General features: G+C 74.1%; 17 protein-coding genes and 1 pseudogene. 12 read left to right on the forward strand and 6 right to left on the reverse strand.

Annotated features, from left to right (window positions below; translation table 11 throughout):
• The first annotated feature begins 20 nt into the window (after nucleotides 1–20).
• Together POF43_RS00835 and POF43_RS00840 are read left to right on the forward strand one after the other, a co-directional pair.
• Nucleotides 21–1292: an ROK family transcriptional regulator gene (locus POF43_RS00835; RefSeq protein ID WP_282698535.1), complete on the forward strand. Its 1272-nt coding sequence runs from the start codon at nucleotides 21–23 to the stop codon at nucleotides 1290–1292.
• Nucleotides 1289–2161, forward strand: a complete 873-nt coding sequence (locus POF43_RS00840) for a Gfo/Idh/MocA family protein (RefSeq protein ID WP_282704353.1) — start codon at nucleotides 1289–1291, stop codon at nucleotides 2159–2161. Before POF43_RS00835 ends, POF43_RS00840 begins: the two co-directional genes overlap by 4 nt.
• Nucleotides 2162–2182: 21 nt before the next feature.
• Here POF43_RS00840 and POF43_RS00845 read toward each other — a convergent pair whose 3' ends face one another.
• Together POF43_RS00845 and POF43_RS00850 are read right to left on the reverse strand one after the other, a co-directional pair.
• Nucleotides 2183–3085, reverse strand: a complete 903-nt coding sequence (locus POF43_RS00845) for a serine hydrolase (protein WP_271323415.1) — start codon at nucleotides 3083–3085, stop codon at nucleotides 2183–2185.
• Nucleotides 3082–3987, reverse strand: a complete 906-nt coding sequence (locus tag POF43_RS00850) for a LysR family transcriptional regulator (protein WP_271323416.1) — start codon at nucleotides 3985–3987, stop codon at nucleotides 3082–3084. The genes POF43_RS00845 and POF43_RS00850 overlap by 4 nt, the downstream gene beginning before the upstream one ends.
• Nucleotides 3988–4070: 83 nt before the next feature.
• On the opposite strand from POF43_RS00850, the gene bla reads away from it, so the two are divergent.
• The 8 genes and pseudogenes from bla (at nucleotide 4071) to POF43_RS00890 (ending at nucleotide 12139) form a co-directional block, all read left to right on the forward strand.
• On the forward strand, nucleotides 4071–5015 hold the full coding sequence (bla, locus tag POF43_RS00855; RefSeq protein ID WP_271323417.1) for a class A beta-lactamase: 945 nt from the start codon (nucleotides 4071–4073) through the stop codon (nucleotides 5013–5015).
• A gap of 210 nt (nucleotides 5016–5225) precedes the next feature.
• The gene (locus POF43_RS00860) at nucleotides 5226–6359 is read left to right on the forward strand and encodes a glutathione-independent formaldehyde dehydrogenase (RefSeq protein WP_271323418.1); all 1134 of its coding nucleotides are present in this window, start codon (nucleotides 5226–5228) and stop codon (nucleotides 6357–6359) included.
• Nucleotides 6360–6719: 360 nt separating this feature from the next.
• Complete coding sequence (locus tag POF43_RS00865; RefSeq protein ID WP_271323419.1) at nucleotides 6720–7442, forward strand: HAD family hydrolase; 723 nt, start codon at nucleotides 6720–6722, stop codon at nucleotides 7440–7442.
• Between the two features lie 1030 nt (nucleotides 7443–8472).
• The gene (locus tag POF43_RS00870) at nucleotides 8473–9330 is read left to right on the forward strand and encodes an acyl-CoA dehydrogenase family protein (RefSeq protein WP_372515738.1); all 858 of its coding nucleotides are present in this window, start codon (nucleotides 8473–8475) and stop codon (nucleotides 9328–9330) included.
• A complete protein-coding gene (locus POF43_RS00875; protein WP_271323421.1) occupies nucleotides 9327–10070 on the forward strand; it encodes a PIG-L family deacetylase in 744 nt (247 codons plus the stop codon). The genes POF43_RS00870 and POF43_RS00875 overlap by 4 nt, the downstream gene beginning before the upstream one ends.
• The gene (locus tag POF43_RS00880) at nucleotides 10067–10699 is read left to right on the forward strand and encodes an SAM-dependent methyltransferase (RefSeq protein WP_271318527.1); all 633 of its coding nucleotides are present in this window, start codon (nucleotides 10067–10069) and stop codon (nucleotides 10697–10699) included. Before POF43_RS00875 ends, POF43_RS00880 begins: the two co-directional genes overlap by 4 nt.
• Nucleotides 10696–11478 carry a glycosyltransferase family 2 protein gene (locus POF43_RS00885; RefSeq protein ID WP_271323422.1) on the forward strand — a complete coding sequence of 261 codons (783 nt, stop codon included), beginning with the start codon at nucleotides 10696–10698 and terminating at the stop codon, nucleotides 11476–11478. The genes POF43_RS00880 and POF43_RS00885 overlap by 4 nt, the downstream gene beginning before the upstream one ends.
• Nucleotides 11479–11511: 33 nt before the next feature.
• Nucleotides 11512–12139: pseudogene (locus POF43_RS00890) on the forward strand (flavodoxin family protein).
• Nucleotides 12140–12174: 35 nt separating this feature from the next.
• Here the strand turns inward: POF43_RS00890 and POF43_RS00895 are convergent.
• Both POF43_RS00895 and POF43_RS00900 read right to left on the reverse strand, forming a co-directional pair.
• Nucleotides 12175–12996, reverse strand: a complete 822-nt coding sequence (locus POF43_RS00895) for an SDR family oxidoreductase (protein ID WP_271323423.1) — start codon at nucleotides 12994–12996, stop codon at nucleotides 12175–12177.
• A gap of 238 nt (nucleotides 12997–13234) precedes the next feature.
• Nucleotides 13235–13561, reverse strand: coding sequence for a plasmid stabilization protein (locus tag POF43_RS00900; protein WP_271312827.1), 327 nt, complete (start codon nucleotides 13559–13561; stop codon nucleotides 13235–13237).
• 364 nt (nucleotides 13562–13925) lie between these two features.
• On the opposite strand from POF43_RS00900, the gene POF43_RS00905 reads away from it, so the two are divergent.
• Entirely contained in the window at nucleotides 13926–14585 is a 660-nt protein-coding gene (locus POF43_RS00905) for an HhH-GDP family DNA glycosylase (RefSeq protein WP_271323424.1), read from the forward strand.
• 581 nt (nucleotides 14586–15166) lie between these two features.
• The gene (locus tag POF43_RS00910; protein WP_271312825.1) at nucleotides 15167–16042 is read left to right on the forward strand and encodes a DUF72 domain-containing protein; all 876 of its coding nucleotides are present in this window, start codon (nucleotides 15167–15169) and stop codon (nucleotides 16040–16042) included.
• A 527-nt stretch (nucleotides 16043–16569) separates the two neighbouring features.
• Here POF43_RS00910 and POF43_RS00915 read toward each other — a convergent pair.
• Together POF43_RS00915 and POF43_RS00920 are read right to left on the reverse strand one after the other, a co-directional pair.
• Nucleotides 16570–17433, reverse strand: a complete 864-nt coding sequence (locus tag POF43_RS00915; protein WP_271321945.1) for a hypothetical protein — start codon at nucleotides 17431–17433, stop codon at nucleotides 16570–16572.
• The gene (locus POF43_RS00920; RefSeq protein WP_271321946.1) at nucleotides 17430–17993 is read right to left on the reverse strand and encodes a C39 family peptidase; all 564 of its coding nucleotides are present in this window, start codon (nucleotides 17991–17993) and stop codon (nucleotides 17430–17432) included. Before POF43_RS00920 ends, POF43_RS00915 begins: the two co-directional genes overlap by 4 nt.
• Between the last annotated feature and the right edge of the window lie 611 nt (nucleotides 17994–18604).

Below are 18604 nucleotides of genomic sequence, written 5' to 3' on the forward strand. Positions count from 1 at the left end.
CACCAAGGAGAATCGACCGGATGGCATCGCCCCGGAGCACCGCCGGCCATCTGCTGGAACTGATCCGCACCGGACAAGCCCGTACCCGGGGCGAGTTGCAGAACCTCACCGGACTGTCCCGCTCGACGGTCGGCCACCGGCTCGACCAGCTGTTCGCCGCGGGATGGCTGGCCGCCACCCCCGGCCAGCTGTCCACCGGCGGCCGCCCGTCGGTCCTGCTGACCTTCGACCCCGGCCACGCCGTCGTGCTGGCCGCCGACCTCGACACCACCCACGCGCGCGCCGCCGTACTGGACCTGGCCGGCAACGTGCTGGCGGAACGGTCCGGCGGCCTGCGGGTCGCCGACGGGCCCGAGACCGTCCTCGACCGGCTCGGCGACTGGTTCGGCGACCTGCTGGCCACGGCCGGCCGCACCCCCGCCGCCGTCTGCGGCACCGGCCTTTCGGTGCCCGGACCGGTGGAGTTCGACTCCGGCCTGGTCATCCGGCCGCCCATCATGCCCGGCTGGGACGGCTACCCGATCCGCGAGCGGCTGCGCCGCGCCCTGGCCGAGCACGCCGGCACCGACCCCGGACTGCCGGTGCTCATCGACAACGACGCCAACCTGATGGCGCTCGGCGAGCAGCGCGCCGGGTTCCCCGGCTGCTCGACGTTCCTGCTCGTCAAGGTCTCCACCGGCATCGGCGCCGGCGTGGTGATCGACGGCCGCGTGCTGCGCGGCGTCGACGGCGGCGCCGGCGACCTCGGACACATCCGGCTGCACGACCGGGCCGACGCGCGGTGCATGTGCGGCAGTTACGGATGCCTGGCCGCCGTCGCCTCGGGCCGCGCGATCGCCGGACAGCTCACCGCCCTCGGCATCCCGGCCGAATCCGGCTGCGACGTGCGGGCCGCGCTCGACGACGGGCTGCCCGAGGCCGTCCGGCTCGCCCGGGAGGCCGGACAGCGCTGCGGCGAGGTGCTGGCCACCGCGGTCACCCTGCTCAACCCCGGCGTGCTGATGATCGCCGGCGACCTGACCGAGACCCACTTCCTGACCGGGGTCCGCGAGGTGCTCTACCAGCGCGCGCTGCCCCGGGCCACCCGCAGCCTCCAGATCGTCACCTCCAGGCTGGAGGACCACGCCGCGCTGTGCGGCGCCGCCGCCATGGTCGTCGAGCACCTCTACGCCCCCGAACAGGCCGACGCACGACTGGCGGCACCGGTCCCCGCCCGGCCCCCGGCGCCGTCGGGCACCTCCGCCCCGGCGCCCGGCCCCGAGTCCGTCCCCGCCGCCAGGAGGACCCCGTGAGCACGATCGCACCGGTCGCCGTCGGCCTCGTCGGCGCCGGCCCCTGGGCCCGCGCCATGCACGCGCGGATGCTCGCCGCCGGCCCCGAGACCCGGCTGGCCGCCGTATGGGCCCGCCGGCCGCAGGCGGCTGCCGAACTCGCCGCCGCCTACGGCACGGTGGCCGCCGCATCGGTGGAGGAGCTGTTCGACCGCTGCGAGGCGGTGGCGTTCGCCGTGCCGCCGGCCGTCCAGGCGCCGCTGGCGGTACGGGCGGCCCGGGCTGGCAAGGCGCTGCTGCTGGAGAAGCCGCTCGGCGCCGACCTGGCCGCCGCCCGGTCCGTGGCCGACGCGGTGGCCGCGACCGGGGTGGTCTCCCAGTTGGTCCTGACGAAGCGGTACCACCCCAGCACCCGGGAGTTCCTGGCCCGGGCCGCCGGCGCGGAGATCCTCGGCGCCCGGTCGTGCTACCTGCACGGCGCGTTCCTCGGCGGCGAGGCGGCCACCGGCTGGCGGCTGGAGCAGGGCGCGCTGCTCGACCTGGGCCCGCACCTGCTGGACCTGCTGGACGCCGCCGTCGGCCCGATCGCCACGGTACGGGCGACCGGTGACTCCCGGCAGTGGATCGAACTGACCTGTGAGCACCGTGACGGAGCCGTCAGCCAGGCGTCCCTGTCGGGCCGCGTGCGGCTGCCCAAGCCCCGCACCCGGGTCGAACTGCTGGGCCCCGCCGAGGAATTGGTCTGGGACTCCGGCGACATCGACCACGAGGAGTGCTGGACGGTACTGCGCGCCGAGTTCGCCGCCGCGGTCCGCTCCGGCCGCTCGGGCCCGATCGACGCCGCGCGCGGCCTGTACGTACAGGAACTCGTCGAACAGGCCCGCGGCTGAGCCGGCCCGACCTACCCCGCCTCACCCGCCGCGCAGCCGGTCGTGCAGAGCCCGTGCCACCCGTGACATGAGGGCCTCGGCGGCCGGTTGGAGGGCGGCCGGGACCGCGGACTCGGTGAGCATGGCCACGGCGAACGTGTCGCCGTCGTCGTGCTCGACCACGCCCACCTCGTGCCGGAGGTTCAGCAGGGTGCCGGTCTTGGACGACCACGTCGAGGCGTCGCAGGCGAAGTCGGGCGCCAGCCGGTGCCGGATCACGTTGCGGGCCATGAGCGAGCGCACCCGCCCGGCGACCTCGGGCGGTACGCGCGAGGGCACCCACAGGGCTTGGAGGAGGTCGACGAAGGCCCGCGCGGAACCGGAGTTGGCGCGACTCACGTCGAGCTGCTGCACCGGATGGCCGCCGCCCGCCGTGCGGGACCCGATGGCGAGCGAGTGGGCGAGGTGCGTGTCGCCGGGGCCGAACCGCTTGGCGGGAGTCTCGGCCAGATCACTCAGGCGGTGCCGTACCGCGATGCCGGCGATCCCCGCCTCCCGGACGGCCCGGTGCACCTCGGCCGGCGGTACGAGGTCGAACAGCGCGTCCGCGGCGGCGTTGTCGCTGATGGCCACCGTCAGGTAGAGCAGGTCGTCGATGGCGATGGCCGCGGGGTGACGGAACTGGCTGAGCCCCGCCGGCCCCGGTGAGGTGGTACGCCCCGGGGTTATCTCCACCCTCGTGGCTCCGTCCAGCTCCCCGCGGTGGAGGCGGTCCGAGACGGCGACGGCGAGCGGCACCTTCACCAGCGACGCGACGGGGAGCTCCCGGTCCGGGTCGATGCCGATCTCCTCGCCGGTGGCCAGGTTCCGCACCAGGAAGGACCCCGACAGACCCGCCTCGGCGAGGAGGTACCGCAGCTCACGGATCACGCGTTCGGTGCTCATCCGCCGCCCTTCGTACCGTCCGCCGTCGTCGCGCCCAGCGACCGGGCGACGTGCGCCGCCAGGCCGTCGCGGACCCGCTCCGCGTCGTCGCCGGTCAGCGCGGACAGACCGTAGCCGCGTGCGACGGGCTCGCCGGCGAGCGGCCGCCACCGCAGCCCCAGCTCCGTGGCCTGCGGCGCCGAGCACAGGAGGAATCCCCCATCGCGCAGCGTCTCGGACGCGGCGGCGACCAGCGTCGCGGCGACCGTGATCTGCGCGGAAACGAGCGCGGCCCGGTGGCCGAGCTGCTCCAGCCGGTCGCGCACGTGCGGCACGTCGTCCTCCGGCTGGATCCGGATCCGCCGGAACGTCCGCTGCCCGCGGCCGGGCCGCAGGGTCTCCAGGCGCAACGGCCTGGCACCCTCACCGCTGCCGTCGTCCTCGCGGGACGCGACGCCGAGGGGTACAGTCCACTCGGCCTCGTTCTGCGGCAGGGCGAGGAGCGCGGCGCGCACGGTGTGGGACCGCAGCAGTTCCGCCCGCTCCGGCGGGTCCGCCGCGCGAAGATCCAGCACGGTGCCCTCGCCGCGGGCTGCCGCGTCGAGCAGTGCGAGCTGCCGCACCGCGCAGGTCCGCGGCACCGCGAGGCTGAACGGCCGGAGTCGGGCCTGCTCGGCGTCGCACTCCATGGCCTCGGCGAGCTGTACGAGCCGTCGCGCGGACGGGAGCATGTCCCGCCCGAACGGGGTGAGCGCGGCGCGGCGCGTCGAGCGGTCGAACAACCGCTCCCCGAAATGCTGTTCGAGCGCCGCTATCCGCCGGCTGGCCACGGGCTGGGGCACCCGGGCGGCCGCGGCACCGAGGGTGAAGCTGCCGCGTTCGCTGACGTGCACGAACACGCGGCAGGCACTGACGAGATCCACGGCGACAGATCCTATGCCCAAAACGCATGGGAAGCCGCATTGCTGTCTTTGCCCGGATGACAGGACGCCGGAAGGCTGCGTCCATGTCTTCTCCGAAGAACCGGACGGCGCTGCTCGCGGCACCTCTTCTGCTCCTGACAGGCCTGCTGGCCGGCTGCGCCGGGGGCGGCGGTACCCGGACGGCCCCGACGCCCTCCGCCGCCTCCTCGACCTCGGCCGCCGCGACCGGTACGGCGGCGTCGCCGGGCGGCACCGCCCGCGCCCTCGCCGGGCTCGAGCGCCGATTCCACGCCCGGCTGGGCGTGTACGCGATCGACACCGGGACGGGCCGCACGGTGACGTACCGGGCGGACGAGCGGTTCGCGCACTGCTCGACGTTCAAGGTCCTGGCCGCCGGGTTGCTGTTGAAGCGCAGCACGGACGCCCAGCTGGACCGGGTCGTCACCTACCACCGCTCCGACCTCCAGTCCTACGCCCCGATCACCTCCCGGCACGTCGGCACCGGGATGAGACTGCGCGATCTCGTCGACGCCTCACTGCGGTACAGCGACAACACGGCCGCGAACCTCATCCTGGAGCAGCTCGGCGGCCCCGGAAAGGTGCAGGCGGCGCTGCGCGGCCTGGGGGACGCCACGACGGATGTCGACCGGACCGAACCGGCGCTGAACGACGCCACCCCCGGCGACACCCGGGACACCAGCACCCCGCGCGCGCTCGCCACCGACCTGCGCCGATTCGTCCTGGGAAACGTGCTTCCCGGGGCACGGCGGACGATGCTCGAAAGCTGGCTGGCCCGCAACACGACCGGCGGCCCCTACATCCGGGCGGGGGTCCCGGCGGGCTGGAAGGTCGAGGACAAGACCGGCAACGGCGACTACGGCACGCGCAACGACATCGCCGTCGTCCGGCCGCCGCACGGTTCGCCGATCGTCATCGCCGTCCTGTCCGACCGCGGGGTCAAGAACGCCACCTCCGACGACGCCCTGATCGCGGACGCGACGAAGGCAGCCGTCGCGGCCCTGCGCTGAGCGTCCACTTGCCGCGGTCGCCCCCCGTCACGGCCCGCTCACGCGGCGGTGAACCAGCAGGTCGGGAGCGGTTCCCCGGTCGCCCACCGGCGGCGGTGGCCGGGCCGGCCGCGGCTTTGCGCCGTCTTCCACACCTTTGCCGGCGCCCACGAGGGGTACCCGGACATACCGGAAGAAGCTGAACAGATCCACAGGAAGTGGTGAGTGCACGTGAAGGCGCTGGTGTACACGGGCCCCCGAGAGATCTCCGTCGAGGAGGTCCCGGACGCCCGGATCGAGCGGCCGAACGACGTCCTGGTCAGGATCACGGCCACCAATATCTGCGGTTCCGACCTGCACATGTACGAAGGCCGCACCACGATGGAGACCGGCCGGATCCTGGGCCACGAGAACCTCGGCATCGTCGTGGAGACCGGGCCCGGCGTGGAGCGCGTCAAGGTCGGGGACCGGGTGTGCCTGCCGTTCAACGTCGGCTGCGGCTTCTGCGACAACTGCGAGCGCGGGCTGACCGGCTTCTGCCTGTCGGTCGACTCCGACACCCCCGGCGGCGCGTACGGCTTCGCCGAGATGGGCAGCTACGCCGGCGGGCAGGCCGAGTACCTGCGCGTGCCGTGGGGCGACTTCAACTGCCTGGTCCTCCCGGAGGACGCGCGGGAGAAGGAGAACGACTACGTGATGCTCGCCGACATCTTCCCCACCGGCTACCACGCCACCGAACTGGCCGGGGTCTCGCCCGGTGAGTCCGTGGTGGTCTACGGCGGCGGTCCGGTCGGGCTGATGGCGGCGTACTCGGCGACGCTGCGCGGCGCGAGCCAGGTCATGGTCGTCGACCGGCAGCCGGACCGGTTGCGCCTGGCGGAGAAGGCCGGGGCGGTCGCCATCGACGACAGCGACGGCGGCCACGTCGAACGGATCCTGGAGATGACCGGCGGCCTCGGCGCCGACAAGGGCTGCGAGTGCGTCGGCTACCAGGCGCACGATCCGCAAGGGAACGAGAAGCCGGAGTCGACCATGAACGACCTGGTCGCGTCGGTGAAGGCCACCGGGGCCATCGGCGTCGTCGGCGTCTTCCTCCCGCAGGACGACGGCGCCCCGACCAAGCTCACCCGGGAAGGCAAACTCCCGTTCAACTTCGGGGAGTTCTGGTTCAAGGGCCAGCGCATCGCCACCGGCCAGGCCAACGTCAAGGCCTACAACCGCCGCCTGGCCGACCTCATCCACCACGACAGGGCCAAGCCGTCCTTCGTCATCTCCCACGAACTCCCGCTCGACCAGGGCGCCGAGGCCTACCGCAACTTCGACGACCGCGCCGACGGCTGGACGAAGGTCGTCCTCAAGCCGTGACGGCTCCACCGGAGGGTGACGGGCCCGCGCCCTGTTGCGAACACCGGGCGTGCGGACGGGGCGGCGCGAGGCCGGGCCGGTGAGGTGGCCGGCGGCGCCATGATCCACCGGGTGCGTGCCGCGCCGTCCCGGCGGCACCGGCCCGGTCGGCCCGAGAACGGGCGACCGGGCACGCGGTCGGGGCACCGCCCACCCGCTCACCCTCACCCCGTCCCGGGCGGCCCGCGGCTCGCGCCGGTCCGGGGCGATCCGCCGCATGTGCCTCCGCGGGTCGGGTACGCGGGGGGTGATGGCCGGCCCCTCCCCATCGGGATTTCGGGATATCGGGCCGGAGCAGCCAGTGGACAGCGGGAGGCCAGGATGACCGAAGACGGTGCGCCGGACGGAACGGCGGCGGTGCTGTTCGACGTCGACGGCACGCTCATGGACACCGTCCACCTGCATACCGTCGCTTGGTGGGAGGCCCTGCGGCAGCAGGACAAGGCCGTGGCCATGACGCGGATCCAGCGCGCCATCGGCATGGGCGCGGACCACCTGCTCGACGCGCTCCTCGGCGAGGACCGCGACCACGACGGCGACTCGGCCCTCAAGGCGGCCCACGACGCGGTGTACGGGCAGTACTGGTCGCGGCTGACCCCGCTGGACCGGGCCGCCGACCTGCTGCGGGCCTGCGCGGACCGGGGTCTGCGGGTGGTGCTCGCGTCGTCCGCGTCCGGTCCCGAGGCGGACGTGATGCGGCAGGCGCTCGACGCCGACGACGCGATCCACGCGATGACCACCGCCGACGACGTCGAAGCGAGCAAGCCCGAGCCCGACCTCGTGCACCGGGCGCTGGAGAAGGCCGGAGTGCCGCCGGAGCGCGCGGTGTTCGTGGGCGACGCGGTGTGGGACGTCAAGGCCGCGCTGAAGGCGGGGGTTGCGTGCGTCGCCGTGCTGACCGGCGGTGGCTTCTCCTCCCAGGAACTCCGGGACGCCGGCGCCCGGGAGATCTACGACGCGCCCTGCGACCTGCTCGACCACTTCGCCGACAGCGCGGTGGGGAAGCTGGCCGCCGCCCCCGCGACCCCGTCCCGCCGCTCGTAGGAACCCGCGATGCCGCGCCGGCTCCGGTGATCACGGCGGTGTCGGCCACGTGTTCCTCCGGCGGGTCCGGGCGTGGGACCGGGCCGCTGCCGGTGCACGCCTGCCCGTGGCCCGACGCCGGTGAACGCACCACGTCCGCCGCGGTCACGTGCGCTGCCGCCGACCAGGTCAGGACGCCGACCGGTCGGCGGCACGGTCAGGGCGCCGTCAGCTCTCCGGGGCCGGTGCCGTGCGGAGCGGCGACGCGGCGCCTGCGGGAAGATCCGATCACGGCGGCACTCCTTCTCGTCGGCCGGTCCAACGGCCATCGACCCGAGTTGACTGGTCGTCACCGTGTGCCCCGGGTGGCGGTATTCATGATCGTTCGGCAGGCGTCGCACCGATCGGCGGCGCGGACGGCCCGCGTCCTCGGCGCCGGGGATCGCGGATGCCCGACGTCACGAAGGGCGTGCCGCCGCCCCTCGTACCTCATGCGTCACGTCGCCCCGGCCCGGGGCCGGGCGACGGATTGCGCGTGCTCCGGGTTTCCGGGGGCAGGACGACAGCGTGGGCGCGTCGCGCGAGAGGCACCCCGGTGTGAACGGAACCCGGTGAGGGAGACCGCCTCCCGAACCGGTGACCGAGGGGCGGCGCGTGCGGGGGAGTCGGCGGCGGGCTGGCCGGTCGCGCACACCTTTCCCCTCCTGCGGCGTTGCCGACGCGTACGCCGGGGCCAACTCGGCACGGAGGGGCCCGCCGCCACCTGAAAGGGCGTTCCTTGGCGGCCGGGCGGGAGCGGGAGACGGCTCTCGGGTACGGAGAGGGCGCTCGCCGTGACACGCCGTCGGTTCATTCAGCTCAGGCAAGGGGGTAGATGATGCGATTTTCCGACCTGGGGGCCGCGTCCGGGCCCACGGCGGCCGGATTCGATCCCGCGGCCGTCCGGCGGCGGACAGCGGAACGTTTCACGGCCCTGGTGGCCGATGAGGAATGGGCGCTCCCGCTGCCGGGCGGGGGCGATACACGGGGCCGGTTCGCCCGGCTGGCGGAGGTGGCTGAGCAGGATCTCTCCGTAGCGCGCCTGTTCGAGGGCCATGTGGACGCGGTCGCCATCCTGGCCGAACTGGGCTTCCCGGCGCCGGCCGCCGGGGAACGCTGGGGCGTCTGGGCGGCCGAGCCGCCGGGGCCCGGGCTGACCGCGACCGCCACGCCCGGCGGCTGGCGGCTCGACGGCCGGAAGCGGTACTGCTCCGGGGCCTCGAGCGTCACGCACGCCCTGGTGACCGCCTGCGCGCCGGACGGCCGCCGGCTGTTCCGGGTCGCGGTGGGCGGCGGCGGGTGCGTTCCCGTACCGGACACGTGGCAGGCGATCGGCATGGCGGGCAGCGACACGCCCGACGTGACGTTCGAGGCGGTCGCGGCCGAAGCGGTCGGCGGCGTCGAGGCGTACCTGCGCCGTCCGGGCTTCGAGCACGGCGGGATCGGCGTGGCGGCCTGCTGGTACGGCGGCGCACGCGGGGTGGCGAACGCCCTGCTCGACTCGGCGCGCCGCCGGGAGCCCGGCCCCCATTCCGCCGCCCACCTCGGGTTCGCCGACATCCAGCTGCACGCGGCCCGGACGGTGCTGGAGCGGGCGGCCGACGAGATCGACGCCGATCCCCTGGACCGCGAGGGCGGCGCCCGGCTGCGCGGCCTGCGAGCGCGCGGTTTGGTCGAGGAGGTCTGCACCGGCACGCTGACCCGGGTGGGCCGGGCGCTGGGGGCCGAACCGCTGTGCCACGACCTGGAGCACGCGACCCGCGTCGGTGACCTGACGGTCTACATCCGCCAGCACCACGCCGAACGCGACCTGGCGGAACTCGGCGAGCTGCTCGCGCGGACCCCCGCCGGCGCCGGGGAGCGCTCATGACCCGGGCACCGCTCGATCCGGTCCGGGCCCCCGGCACCCCCGAGCAGGCACGGCCGGCCCGCCCGGCCCCGCGACGGTTGCCCGAAACGGTGCTCCCCGACACCGGCCGGGTCGCCGTGGTCGCGGCCCACCCGGACGACGAGGCCCTCGGCCCCGGCGGGGCGCCGGCCCGGCCGGCCGCGGTGGGCGGCGCCGTGGACCTGGTCGCGGTCACCGGCGGCGAGCCGTCCCACCCGGCCGGTCACCCGCCGGCCGCCGAGCCGGCGGCCCGCCGCACCCGCGAGACCGCCCGGGCCCTGCACACCCTCGGCACGGCCGCCGTCACCCGACTGCGGCTGCCGGACACCGGCGTGTCCGGCCACGAGGACCACTTCGCCGGCACGCTGGACCCCCTGGCGGCAGGCACGGCCCTGTGCGCCGTGTCCCGGACCGGCGACGTCCCCGCCGGCCACGAGGCCGCCGGCCGCGCCGCCGTCACCGCAGCCCGGGCCACCGGGACACCCCTCGCCCTCCACCCCGGGTGGACGTGGCACCGGGCATGGCCCGACGACCCGCGGGCACCCCGGCACCGGGCGCGGCGCGTGCCCCTGCCACCGCGCGCTCGGGCCCGCGAGCGCGCAGCCACCGGCTGCTCCGCCAGCCGGACCGGGCCCCGCGGCGATCGGCCCGGGCAGGACGCCGTGCTGCCGCCCGCCGAGCCGGCCCATCATCCGCGTCCCTGGGAGGTCGTGTTCCGTTGAGCACCGAAGCCGCGTACTTCGAGGAGATGTACCGTTCGTCCGCCGACCCCTGGCACCTGGCCGAGCGCTGGTACGAGCAGCGCAAGTACGCCCAGACGGTGGCCGCGCTGCCCGAGCGGCGCTACCGCTCCGGGTTCGAACCGGGCTGTTCCGTCGGGCAGTTGACGCTGCTGCTCGCCGAACGCTGCGACGCGTTGCTGTCGTGCGACAGAACGGCGTCCGCCGTGGCGACGGCGACCGCGGCCACGGCGGACCTGCCGCACGTGACCGTCGCCCGGATGGCCGTACCGTCGGCATGGCCGCAGGGGACCTTCGACCTGATCGTGCTGTCCGAGCTCCTCTACTACTTCGATCGCGCCGAGCGCGTCACCCTGCTGGACCGCTCGGTGGCCTCGCTGGAGCCGGGCGGCACCCTGGTCACCGTGCACTGGAACCACCCGGTCGCCGAGCACCACGGCACCGGCCATGTCGTCGCCGCCGAACTCGCGGAACGCTCCGGCCTGACCCTGCTGGCCGACCACCGCGAGAAGGACTTCACCCTCCAGGTGCACCTGCGCGACCGCCCCGGCGGAAGGGCGGCCGAGACCCCGGCGGAACGCGAGGGCCTCACCCCGGGGACGGGCCGGTGAGCGACCACCGCGCGGACCGGCCGCCGATCGGCGCGCTCGCCGTGATCGTCCCGGCCCACGACGAGGCGCTCCTGCTGCCCCGCGCACTGGACGCCCTGCACACCGCCGCCGGCCACCCGGCCCTGCACGGGGTCGCGCTGTCCCTCGTGGTGGCCGCCGACCTCTGCCGGGACGACACCGCCGCCATCGCTCGCACCGCCGGCGCCGACGTCGTCGAGGTCAGCGCCCGCAACGCCGGCATCGCCCGCCACGCGGCCATCCGCCACGCGCTGCGCCGGCTCGGCACGCCCGAATCCGCCACCTGGATCGCCACCACCGACGCCGACAGCCGCGTGCCGCCCGACTGGCTGGCCCACCAGCTCGCCCAGGCCGCGCACGGCTGGGACGCGGTCGTCGGCACCGTCGACGTGACGGTCTGGCCGGCGTCCTACCCGGCCGGGGCACAGACGCGGTACACCGCCGACTACCGGCGAGCGGCCTCCCGTTCCCCCCACGCGCACCCGCACGTCCACGGTGCGAACCTCGGGCTGTCCGCCCGCGCCTACCGTGCCGTCGGCGGGTTCCCACCGCTGGCCTCCGGCGAGGACGTCGCCCTCGTCGCCCGGCTGGACCGCGCACGGTTCCGCGTGCTGCGCACCACCGCATGTCCCGTCGACACCTCCGCCCGGTTCGCCGGCCGCGCCCCCGGCGGCTTCAGCGCCCACCTGCGCCGCCTCGCCGGCGCCCACCCACCCGTCCTGGAGCCCGACCCGCCCCTGACCTCGCGCCGGGTCACCTGAGCACCCTGGCTCCCACCCCGTGGACGCAACGACATGCCGAGCAACGGAAAGCCCCTGACCGCCATCGCCCTGATGTGCACGCTCCACCCGTCACCCACAGCGTCCAGCAGCCGGTTGCCGGCCGAACAGGTGCTGACCGCGCCGGGCCAGGAGGGCGTCGAGGGCGAGGCCGTCCGGATCGTCGACCACGACGTGCGGCCGGGGGTGGGACTCGACAGGGGCGACGGCGACGACCGGCCCGCCCTGCGCGAACGCGTCCTGGCCGCCGACATCCTGGTGATCGCCACCCCCATCTGGCTCGGGCACGCCTCCAGCATCGACCAGCGCGTCCTGGAACGCCTCGACGCCGAACTGTCCGAATCCGACGACGAAGGCCGCCTGCTCACCTACGGCAAGGTCCGCCGTGGCCGTCGTCGGCAACGAGGACGGCACCCACAAGGTCAGCGCCGACCTCTTCCAGGCCCTCGACGACGTCGGGTTCTCGCTCGCGCCGGGCGCGGTCACCTACTGGGTCGGCGAGACCCAGCACGGCACCGGCTTCCAGGACCTCCAGGAGACCCCCGGCACCGTCGTCTCCACCACCCGCACCCTCGCGGCCAACACCGCCCACCTCGCCCGCCTCGCCCGCCTGCTCAGCGAACGCCCCTGTCCGCCCGGCTGACCGGACGGCAGCACCGGTGCGGACCGGCACGGCGTTCAGGGGCGGCGCCAGCCGTCGTCGCGCAGGTGCGAGCCGGCCATGGGGCCCATGCGCAGCATCCCGCCGTCCACGCTCCACGAGGCACCGGTCACGTAGCCGGCGTCGGGGCCGGCCAGGAAGGCGATCACACCGGCGACCTCCCGGGCGTCGCCGGGGCGGCCGAGCGGGATGCCGGGACGCCGCTCCTGGTGGGGATCGACGTCCTCCTGGCCGGTCATGGGGGTGGAGATCTCGCCGGGCGCGACGGCGTTCACCGTGATCGCGTGTTCGGCCAGCTCCAGCGCCATGACCTGGGTGAGCAGCCCCAGCCCGCCCTTCGCGGCGCAGTACGGCGCGGCCCCGACCCGTGGCTGGTGCTCGTGGACGCTGGTGACGTTGACGATCCGCCCGCCCCGCCCGGCCGCGATCATGCGGAGGGCCACCCGCTGGCCGATCAGGAAGGGCCCGGTCAGGTCGACGTCCAGCACCGACTGGAACGTCTCGTGGCTGATGTCCAGGAACGGCGTCGACGTCCCGGTCCCCGCGCAGTTCACCAGCACGCCGATCTCCCCGCCCAGCTCGTCGACGAGGGCGTCCACGGTGTCGGCGGCGGTCGGCAGGTCGGTGAGGTCGAGCTGCCGGACGACGGCGGTGCGCCCGTGGCGCCGCACCTCCTCCGCGGTCCGTTGGGCCCCCTCGCGGTCACCGCGGTACGTGACACCGACATCGAACCCGTCGGCGGCCAGCCGCACCGCGGTCGCGCGGCCGATCCCGGAGTCCGAGCCCGTCACCAGCGCGACACGCGGCAGATTCCCGGTGGCGTCATCGATCCGTGTCATGTGGACCGGGTGCTCCGCGCCGGCGGCCGCAAACACGAAGCGGCCCGATGGTCCCCGCGCCGACGACGCACGTCGCCTTCCCGGGCTCACCGGGGTGCGACGGGTTCCCGGGCTTACCGGGGTGCGGCGGGTCGTGGCGGATCGAGGCGGGAACGGTCGGTCATGCCCGTCGCTCCTCGTTCCGGCCGCGCCCGGAACGCCGGCGGGCCGCGGTCGGGCCGCCCTGGGGAAAACCCGCTCAGCGGCCTACGGCCTTGCGCAGCTCGCTCTTGTTCATGGCGGACCTGCCCTTGACGTTCTTCTTCTTCGCCTCGGCGTACAGCTGGTCCTTCGTCGGGCCCTGGGGTCCGCTGTGCGAGCGTTCGCCGCCCCGCTGGGACGCGGATTTCGGGTCCCGGGTGGAGGTCCTGCTCGCGGTGGCGGACTCGCCGGACCGCGCACGCTCCTTGTTGACGGTTCGGGCGGCGATCTCCTTGGCACGGCCTTCCGGCGTACCGCGCTTCTCGGCGCCCTCCTTGATGTGCTCGTACTGGCGTTCCCGCTTGTCACTGGCTCCTGCCGGCATCGCCGTCTCCTTTCGAACCGCGTGCGGTGCGTTCCCTGGCCGCCTGCCCGGTTCAGCCGGCCTCCCGACATCCCCCTGCACCACTTCACCCCTGAACGCCCCGCCTCGCGACCGCGGCGCCGGGCGCCACGCGGGGCCGACGCGTGGACCGGGCCAGGCCGACCGGTCGGTACGCAGCGCCCGCGGTGCCCGTTGCGCCGGGGCGTCGCCGAAACGCGTACGGACGCCATCGCCGGCGGCGCGTCGGGCGACGAGCCGCCGAGGAAGGCGTTACGCGCCGTTTGTCACCCCAGGGCCAGGGGCACACGGCAGGTCAGGGGCACCGGGGGACAGGTCGGGGCACCGGGAGAGGAGTGACGCGATCATGGCGACGAAGGCGGACCGCGAGAAGGTGGAGGTGCTGCTCGCCTCGCACGGCCGAACCTATGCCGAGGACGCCGGCGTGCGGGTGAGGAACACCCCGCAGCCGCTCTACCAGCTCCTGGTGCTGGCGCACCTGTTGAGCGCGCGGATCAAGGCGTCGGTGGCCGGTGACGCCGCCCGCGCGCTGTTCGCCGCGGGAATGCGCGACCCCCGGCACATGGCGGACGCGACCTGGCAGCAGCGTGTCGACGCCCTCGGCGAAGGCCACTACCGGCGTTACGACGAACGCACCGCCACCCAGCTCGGCGACGGCGCAGAACTCCTCCTGGAGCAGTACGGCGGCGACCTGCGCAATCTGCGGGACCGGGCCGGTGAGGACGTTGAGGAGGAGAAGCGCCTGCTGCGCGAGATGCCCGGCGTCGGACCCGTCGGCGCGGACATCTTCCTGCGCGAGGCCCAGGGCGTCTGGCCCGAGGCGGCACCGTACTTCGACGGCAAGGCCGTGCAGGGCGCCACCCGACTCGGGCTGCCGGAGTCACCCCGGGCGCTGGCACGACTCGCGGACCCCGAGGACTACCCGGCCCTCGCGGCCGGCCTGGTGCGCTCGGCGCTCGACCAGCACGTGGCCGACGACATCGCCGAACACGTCGCGGCGCACTGAAGCCGGCCGGCGCCCCCGGCTTACGACACGGTCCCCTTCGTCCCGCACGGCGGTGGCGTAGAGGCGCGCAGCGGTGGCGTCGAGGCACCGCGCCGGACCGCGCGGGACTGCCGGGGGTCCGCTGTACCGGGACGCGACGCGGACGGCCGTCGGCTCGGAACCGGGGCCGGCCCGTGCGGTGCTGCTGGGTGAGCAGCCGTGGTGACCCGGACGACCGCGAGGGCGAACGGTCCGCCGGACCGGCCGGTCGCCTGCTGAACGGGGCCTTGGACGACGCGGGGGTCGACCCCGAACAGCTCACGTCACCAACGGCGGGCGTCGACCCCGAACAGGCTCACGTCACCAACGCCGTCCAGTACTTCCCGTTCGAGGAACGCAGCAACGCGGCAACGCCGCATCCCCACGCCTCCGACCCTGCGGATATGGAGCGCGCACGCGGGGGCCACCGCGTGCGACGCGTCCGGCGTCGGCTTCCGCCAGCGGCGCGAGGCCCGGGACCGCCGGGAGGGGTGGGGCGGCGGCGGGACCGGTGTTCGTGACGAAGTCGGGGTGACACCACGTGGCCGGGGCAGGCGGGCGGGGTGGGAGAGATCAAGGTGGGCACGTGTTCGTGGACGGACAAGGCGCTGCTGTCCAGCGGCTGGTACCCGAAAGGGCAGCGGGACGCGGAGGGCAGACTGCGGTACTACGCCTCGCAGTTCCCGGTGGTCGAGGTGGACGCCACCTACTACGCCCTGCCCGCCGCACGCAACGGCCAGCTGTGGGCCGAGCGCACCGGCGACGGTTTCCGGTTCGACGTGAAGGCGTTCTCGCTGCTGACCGGGCACCCGACGCGGCCCGAAGCGATGCCCGCCGACCTGCGGGACGCGCTGGTCGCCCGGGGCGGGCGTGACCCGGGCCTGCTGGACGAGGTGTGGCAGCGCTTCAGCGGCGCCCTCCAACCGCTGCGCGGCGCCGGGCGGTTGGGTGCCGTCCTGTTCCAGTTCCCTCCGTCGTTCCGTCCGGGAAGGGCCGCGACCGAGACGCTCCGGCACTGCCGCGAACGGGCGGCCGACTGGCCCCTGACGGTCGAATTCCGGCACCCCGACTGGTGGCGGCCCGACCAGTACGCCTCAACCACCGCGCTGCTGGCGGAACTCGGCGCCGCCACCGCCGCGGTGGACATGACGCAGACCGTGCCGGCGTCGATCCCGCCCGTCACGCCCGTGACGACGCCCCGGCTCGCGGTGGTGCGCCTGCACGGCCGCAGCGCGTGCTGGGGGCGCGGTTCGAAGGAGGACCGCTTCCGCCACACCTACACACCGGACGAACTGGCCGAGTGGACGCCCCGGGTCCAGGCCCTGGCCGAGCAGGCCCGGGAGGTGCACGTCCTGTTCAACAACTGCTGCGGCGACGCCGCCGTCCGCGCCGCGGCCACCATGTGTGACCTCCTCGGGCTCCCCGTGCCCTCCTCCTGAGTGCGAGACAGGGACCGGACCGCACGAGCGGACCGACGGCGTCACCGCCATGGACGTCGCGCAGTACGCCGGCCGCGGACCGCACGGAACTGTCGCCGGCCACCGCGTGCGCCCGGCGCGCAGGTTCCGGTGCGGCAGGACGCCGTCGACGCGCCCGGCCGGGGCATGCCCGCTGGGCGATGTTCGTGCGATGCCCCTTCGGCAGGCCCCTGGCGGTCGGGAAGGTCGCGCAGCGGTCGCCCGGCCGACGCCCCACGCGAATGCCTGGTCCGCACACCGGCCAGGCTTCGCCGGCGGGTCGGCGGAAACCGTTCCGCGGTCGGCAATCGACGAGCGGGCGGAGTCTCCTGCCCGGCGCCTGGCCCGACGGGACGCACTCCTGCACGACACCCTCGACGAAGGGCCGATGGCGGTGTTCGGCCCGGCGGCGGCATACGAGGGCCGGGCCCGGATCCCGTCGGGGAGTTCGGGCCCGGCCGCCGGTGCCGGAACGCGACCCGTGCGTCGGACGGCGGGCCGCGCGCACGTCACCGTGCCGTGATCCGCTTTCGGCGGAGGAGGAAGACGGCGACTCCGGCCACGGCCGCGCTGGTGCCCGCTCCGCCCACGATGACCGTGGAGAGTTGGGAGGACGGCTTGGCGGCAGCGCGTCCGAAGCCGCCGGCGCGGCCCTCCCTGTCGTACTGCGAGCCGGACTCTTCGTTCGCGTAGCGGCCCTCGACGATCTCCTGGTACTCGGACAGGGACACCGAGGCCCGGCCGTCGAGGCCGTCCCGCGCCTCGTCGTTCAGGGGTTCCACGTCGGAGCCGGTGAGCTTGTAGTAGGCCTCGATCTCGGGTTCGTTGAACACCGTTGCCGCAGCGTCGCCCTGGCGGGCGTAGGTGAAGTCGGTGTCGCCCTCGCGGACGGCGGCGAATTCCCATCCCGTCGTGTCATGGGGGGAGAGCATCACCGTAGCGGCGCGCCCGTCGGAGAACTTCACGGCCGCGATCGCGTATCCGAGGGTGACCGCGGTCGAGGGATCCGGCGACACGGCTCCGGAGACGAAGTCCTCGGCGATCTCGTTCAGGGCCACCGGGCTGCCGATGGTGAAGTCGGGTACACCCGCGCACGGGTCGGACTCGTCCGGGAGCGTTGCGACTTGTCCGGGCGAGTTGGCCGGGTCCGGTTCGTCGAAGAAGCTGCAGACCTCGGCACGCGTGTCGGCCGAATTCAGCACGTCGACAGCCGCTTGACGATTCGGCAGGTCGTCCGAGCCGGCGGCTGCGGCCAGGGGCGCTGTTCCCAGCAGGGTGCAGCAGCCCAGCGCCACGGTGACGGTCAGACGGGCGAGCCGGATGCGGCGCGGCGCGGTGGCTCGTGATCGGGTATGCACGTCGGCGGCCCTCACTTGGAGATCCCGATGCGGGAATGGGTCCAGGAGAACTGCCGGTTCCGCACGTAGCTGCTGTACTTCCACCAGGTGAAGGTGTCGGTCTCCGGCCAGGGATCCGCCACCCCGATGGTGTCGTTGGCCGTGTTGTAGGCGTAAATCACATTCATGTGGCCGCCGCCCTGCTGCCATCCGATGCGCGCGGCGACCGGTCGCGCGGCTTTGACCTCGGTCTTGATCTCGTTGAACGACGCCGCACGATTGAGGCCGATACCGGGATGCTTCATGCCGAGGTCGGCCCACGCCCCGGCCATGTCCCCCAGAGTGGCCGGGTAGTTGTCGCAGTTCACCTGGCCACTCTGCTTGGCCGCCCGCTTGCAGAAATCGTCCTGCGTCGAGCCGTAACCCTGGAACCGGGCGATGGTCAGCCCGGAAGCCACCCAGCACCACTGGGACTTCAGCTGCTTCAGCATCCTGATCTGGTCCTGACCCGCCTCTGCCCGAACCGTTGCAGCGGACGCGCCGACGATCACCAGTGCCATGACCGATGCAATCGCGGAACGCTTCAGCCTGCGCATATCCCCGCCTTTCCGGGATGGTTGGGGAGCTGCCCCGGGTGCATGCTCCTGCCGCGATCAACGCCGTTGCGGCGGACAAGGTCACGCCCTGCTTTCGCTGCGAAAGCCAGGATGGTCGGAGAACACGTGCTGACGCGTCCGGCAATCATGTCGCTTTCCGATCACCGGATCAGCAGCCTGTTGTCACTGACTGTCTGTGCGGAGAATCGGCACCATCCGCCCGCCGTACGTTTGCGAGGGTGCGTGCTGTCGGTTGTCGGGGTGGTGGAATGGTTTGCCGTTGTTGTTTTTCCGAGATCGAGGACTGCGTTTTCGCTTCCGCAACAGCGTGCGTGCGCCGCCCGCCGTCGTGGGGAGGAACTGCGGGAGGAAGCCGATGCGTGCCAGGACGGTGGCACAGCCGCCATCGGGCACACCCTGACCGCCCTCGTTCTGCGCCTGGTGGTGGGGTGCGGCGGCCGGCCCGTGACCGGCTCGTCCGGTGGCCGGGGCGGCCCCATCGCTTTGAACGCCGCCGACAGGTCACGCACCGGTCAGGAGCGGACAGCGTGGCGTCCGCGTTCCGCCTGACCACCGGCACCTGGGGCTCTGCCCGGAGCGGCCGGCATGCG

The sequence above is a fragment of the Streptantibioticus silvisoli genome (assembly GCF_027947535.2).
Classification (GTDB): Bacteria; Actinomycetota; Actinomycetes; order Streptomycetales; family Streptomycetaceae; genus Streptantibioticus_C; species Streptantibioticus_C silvisoli.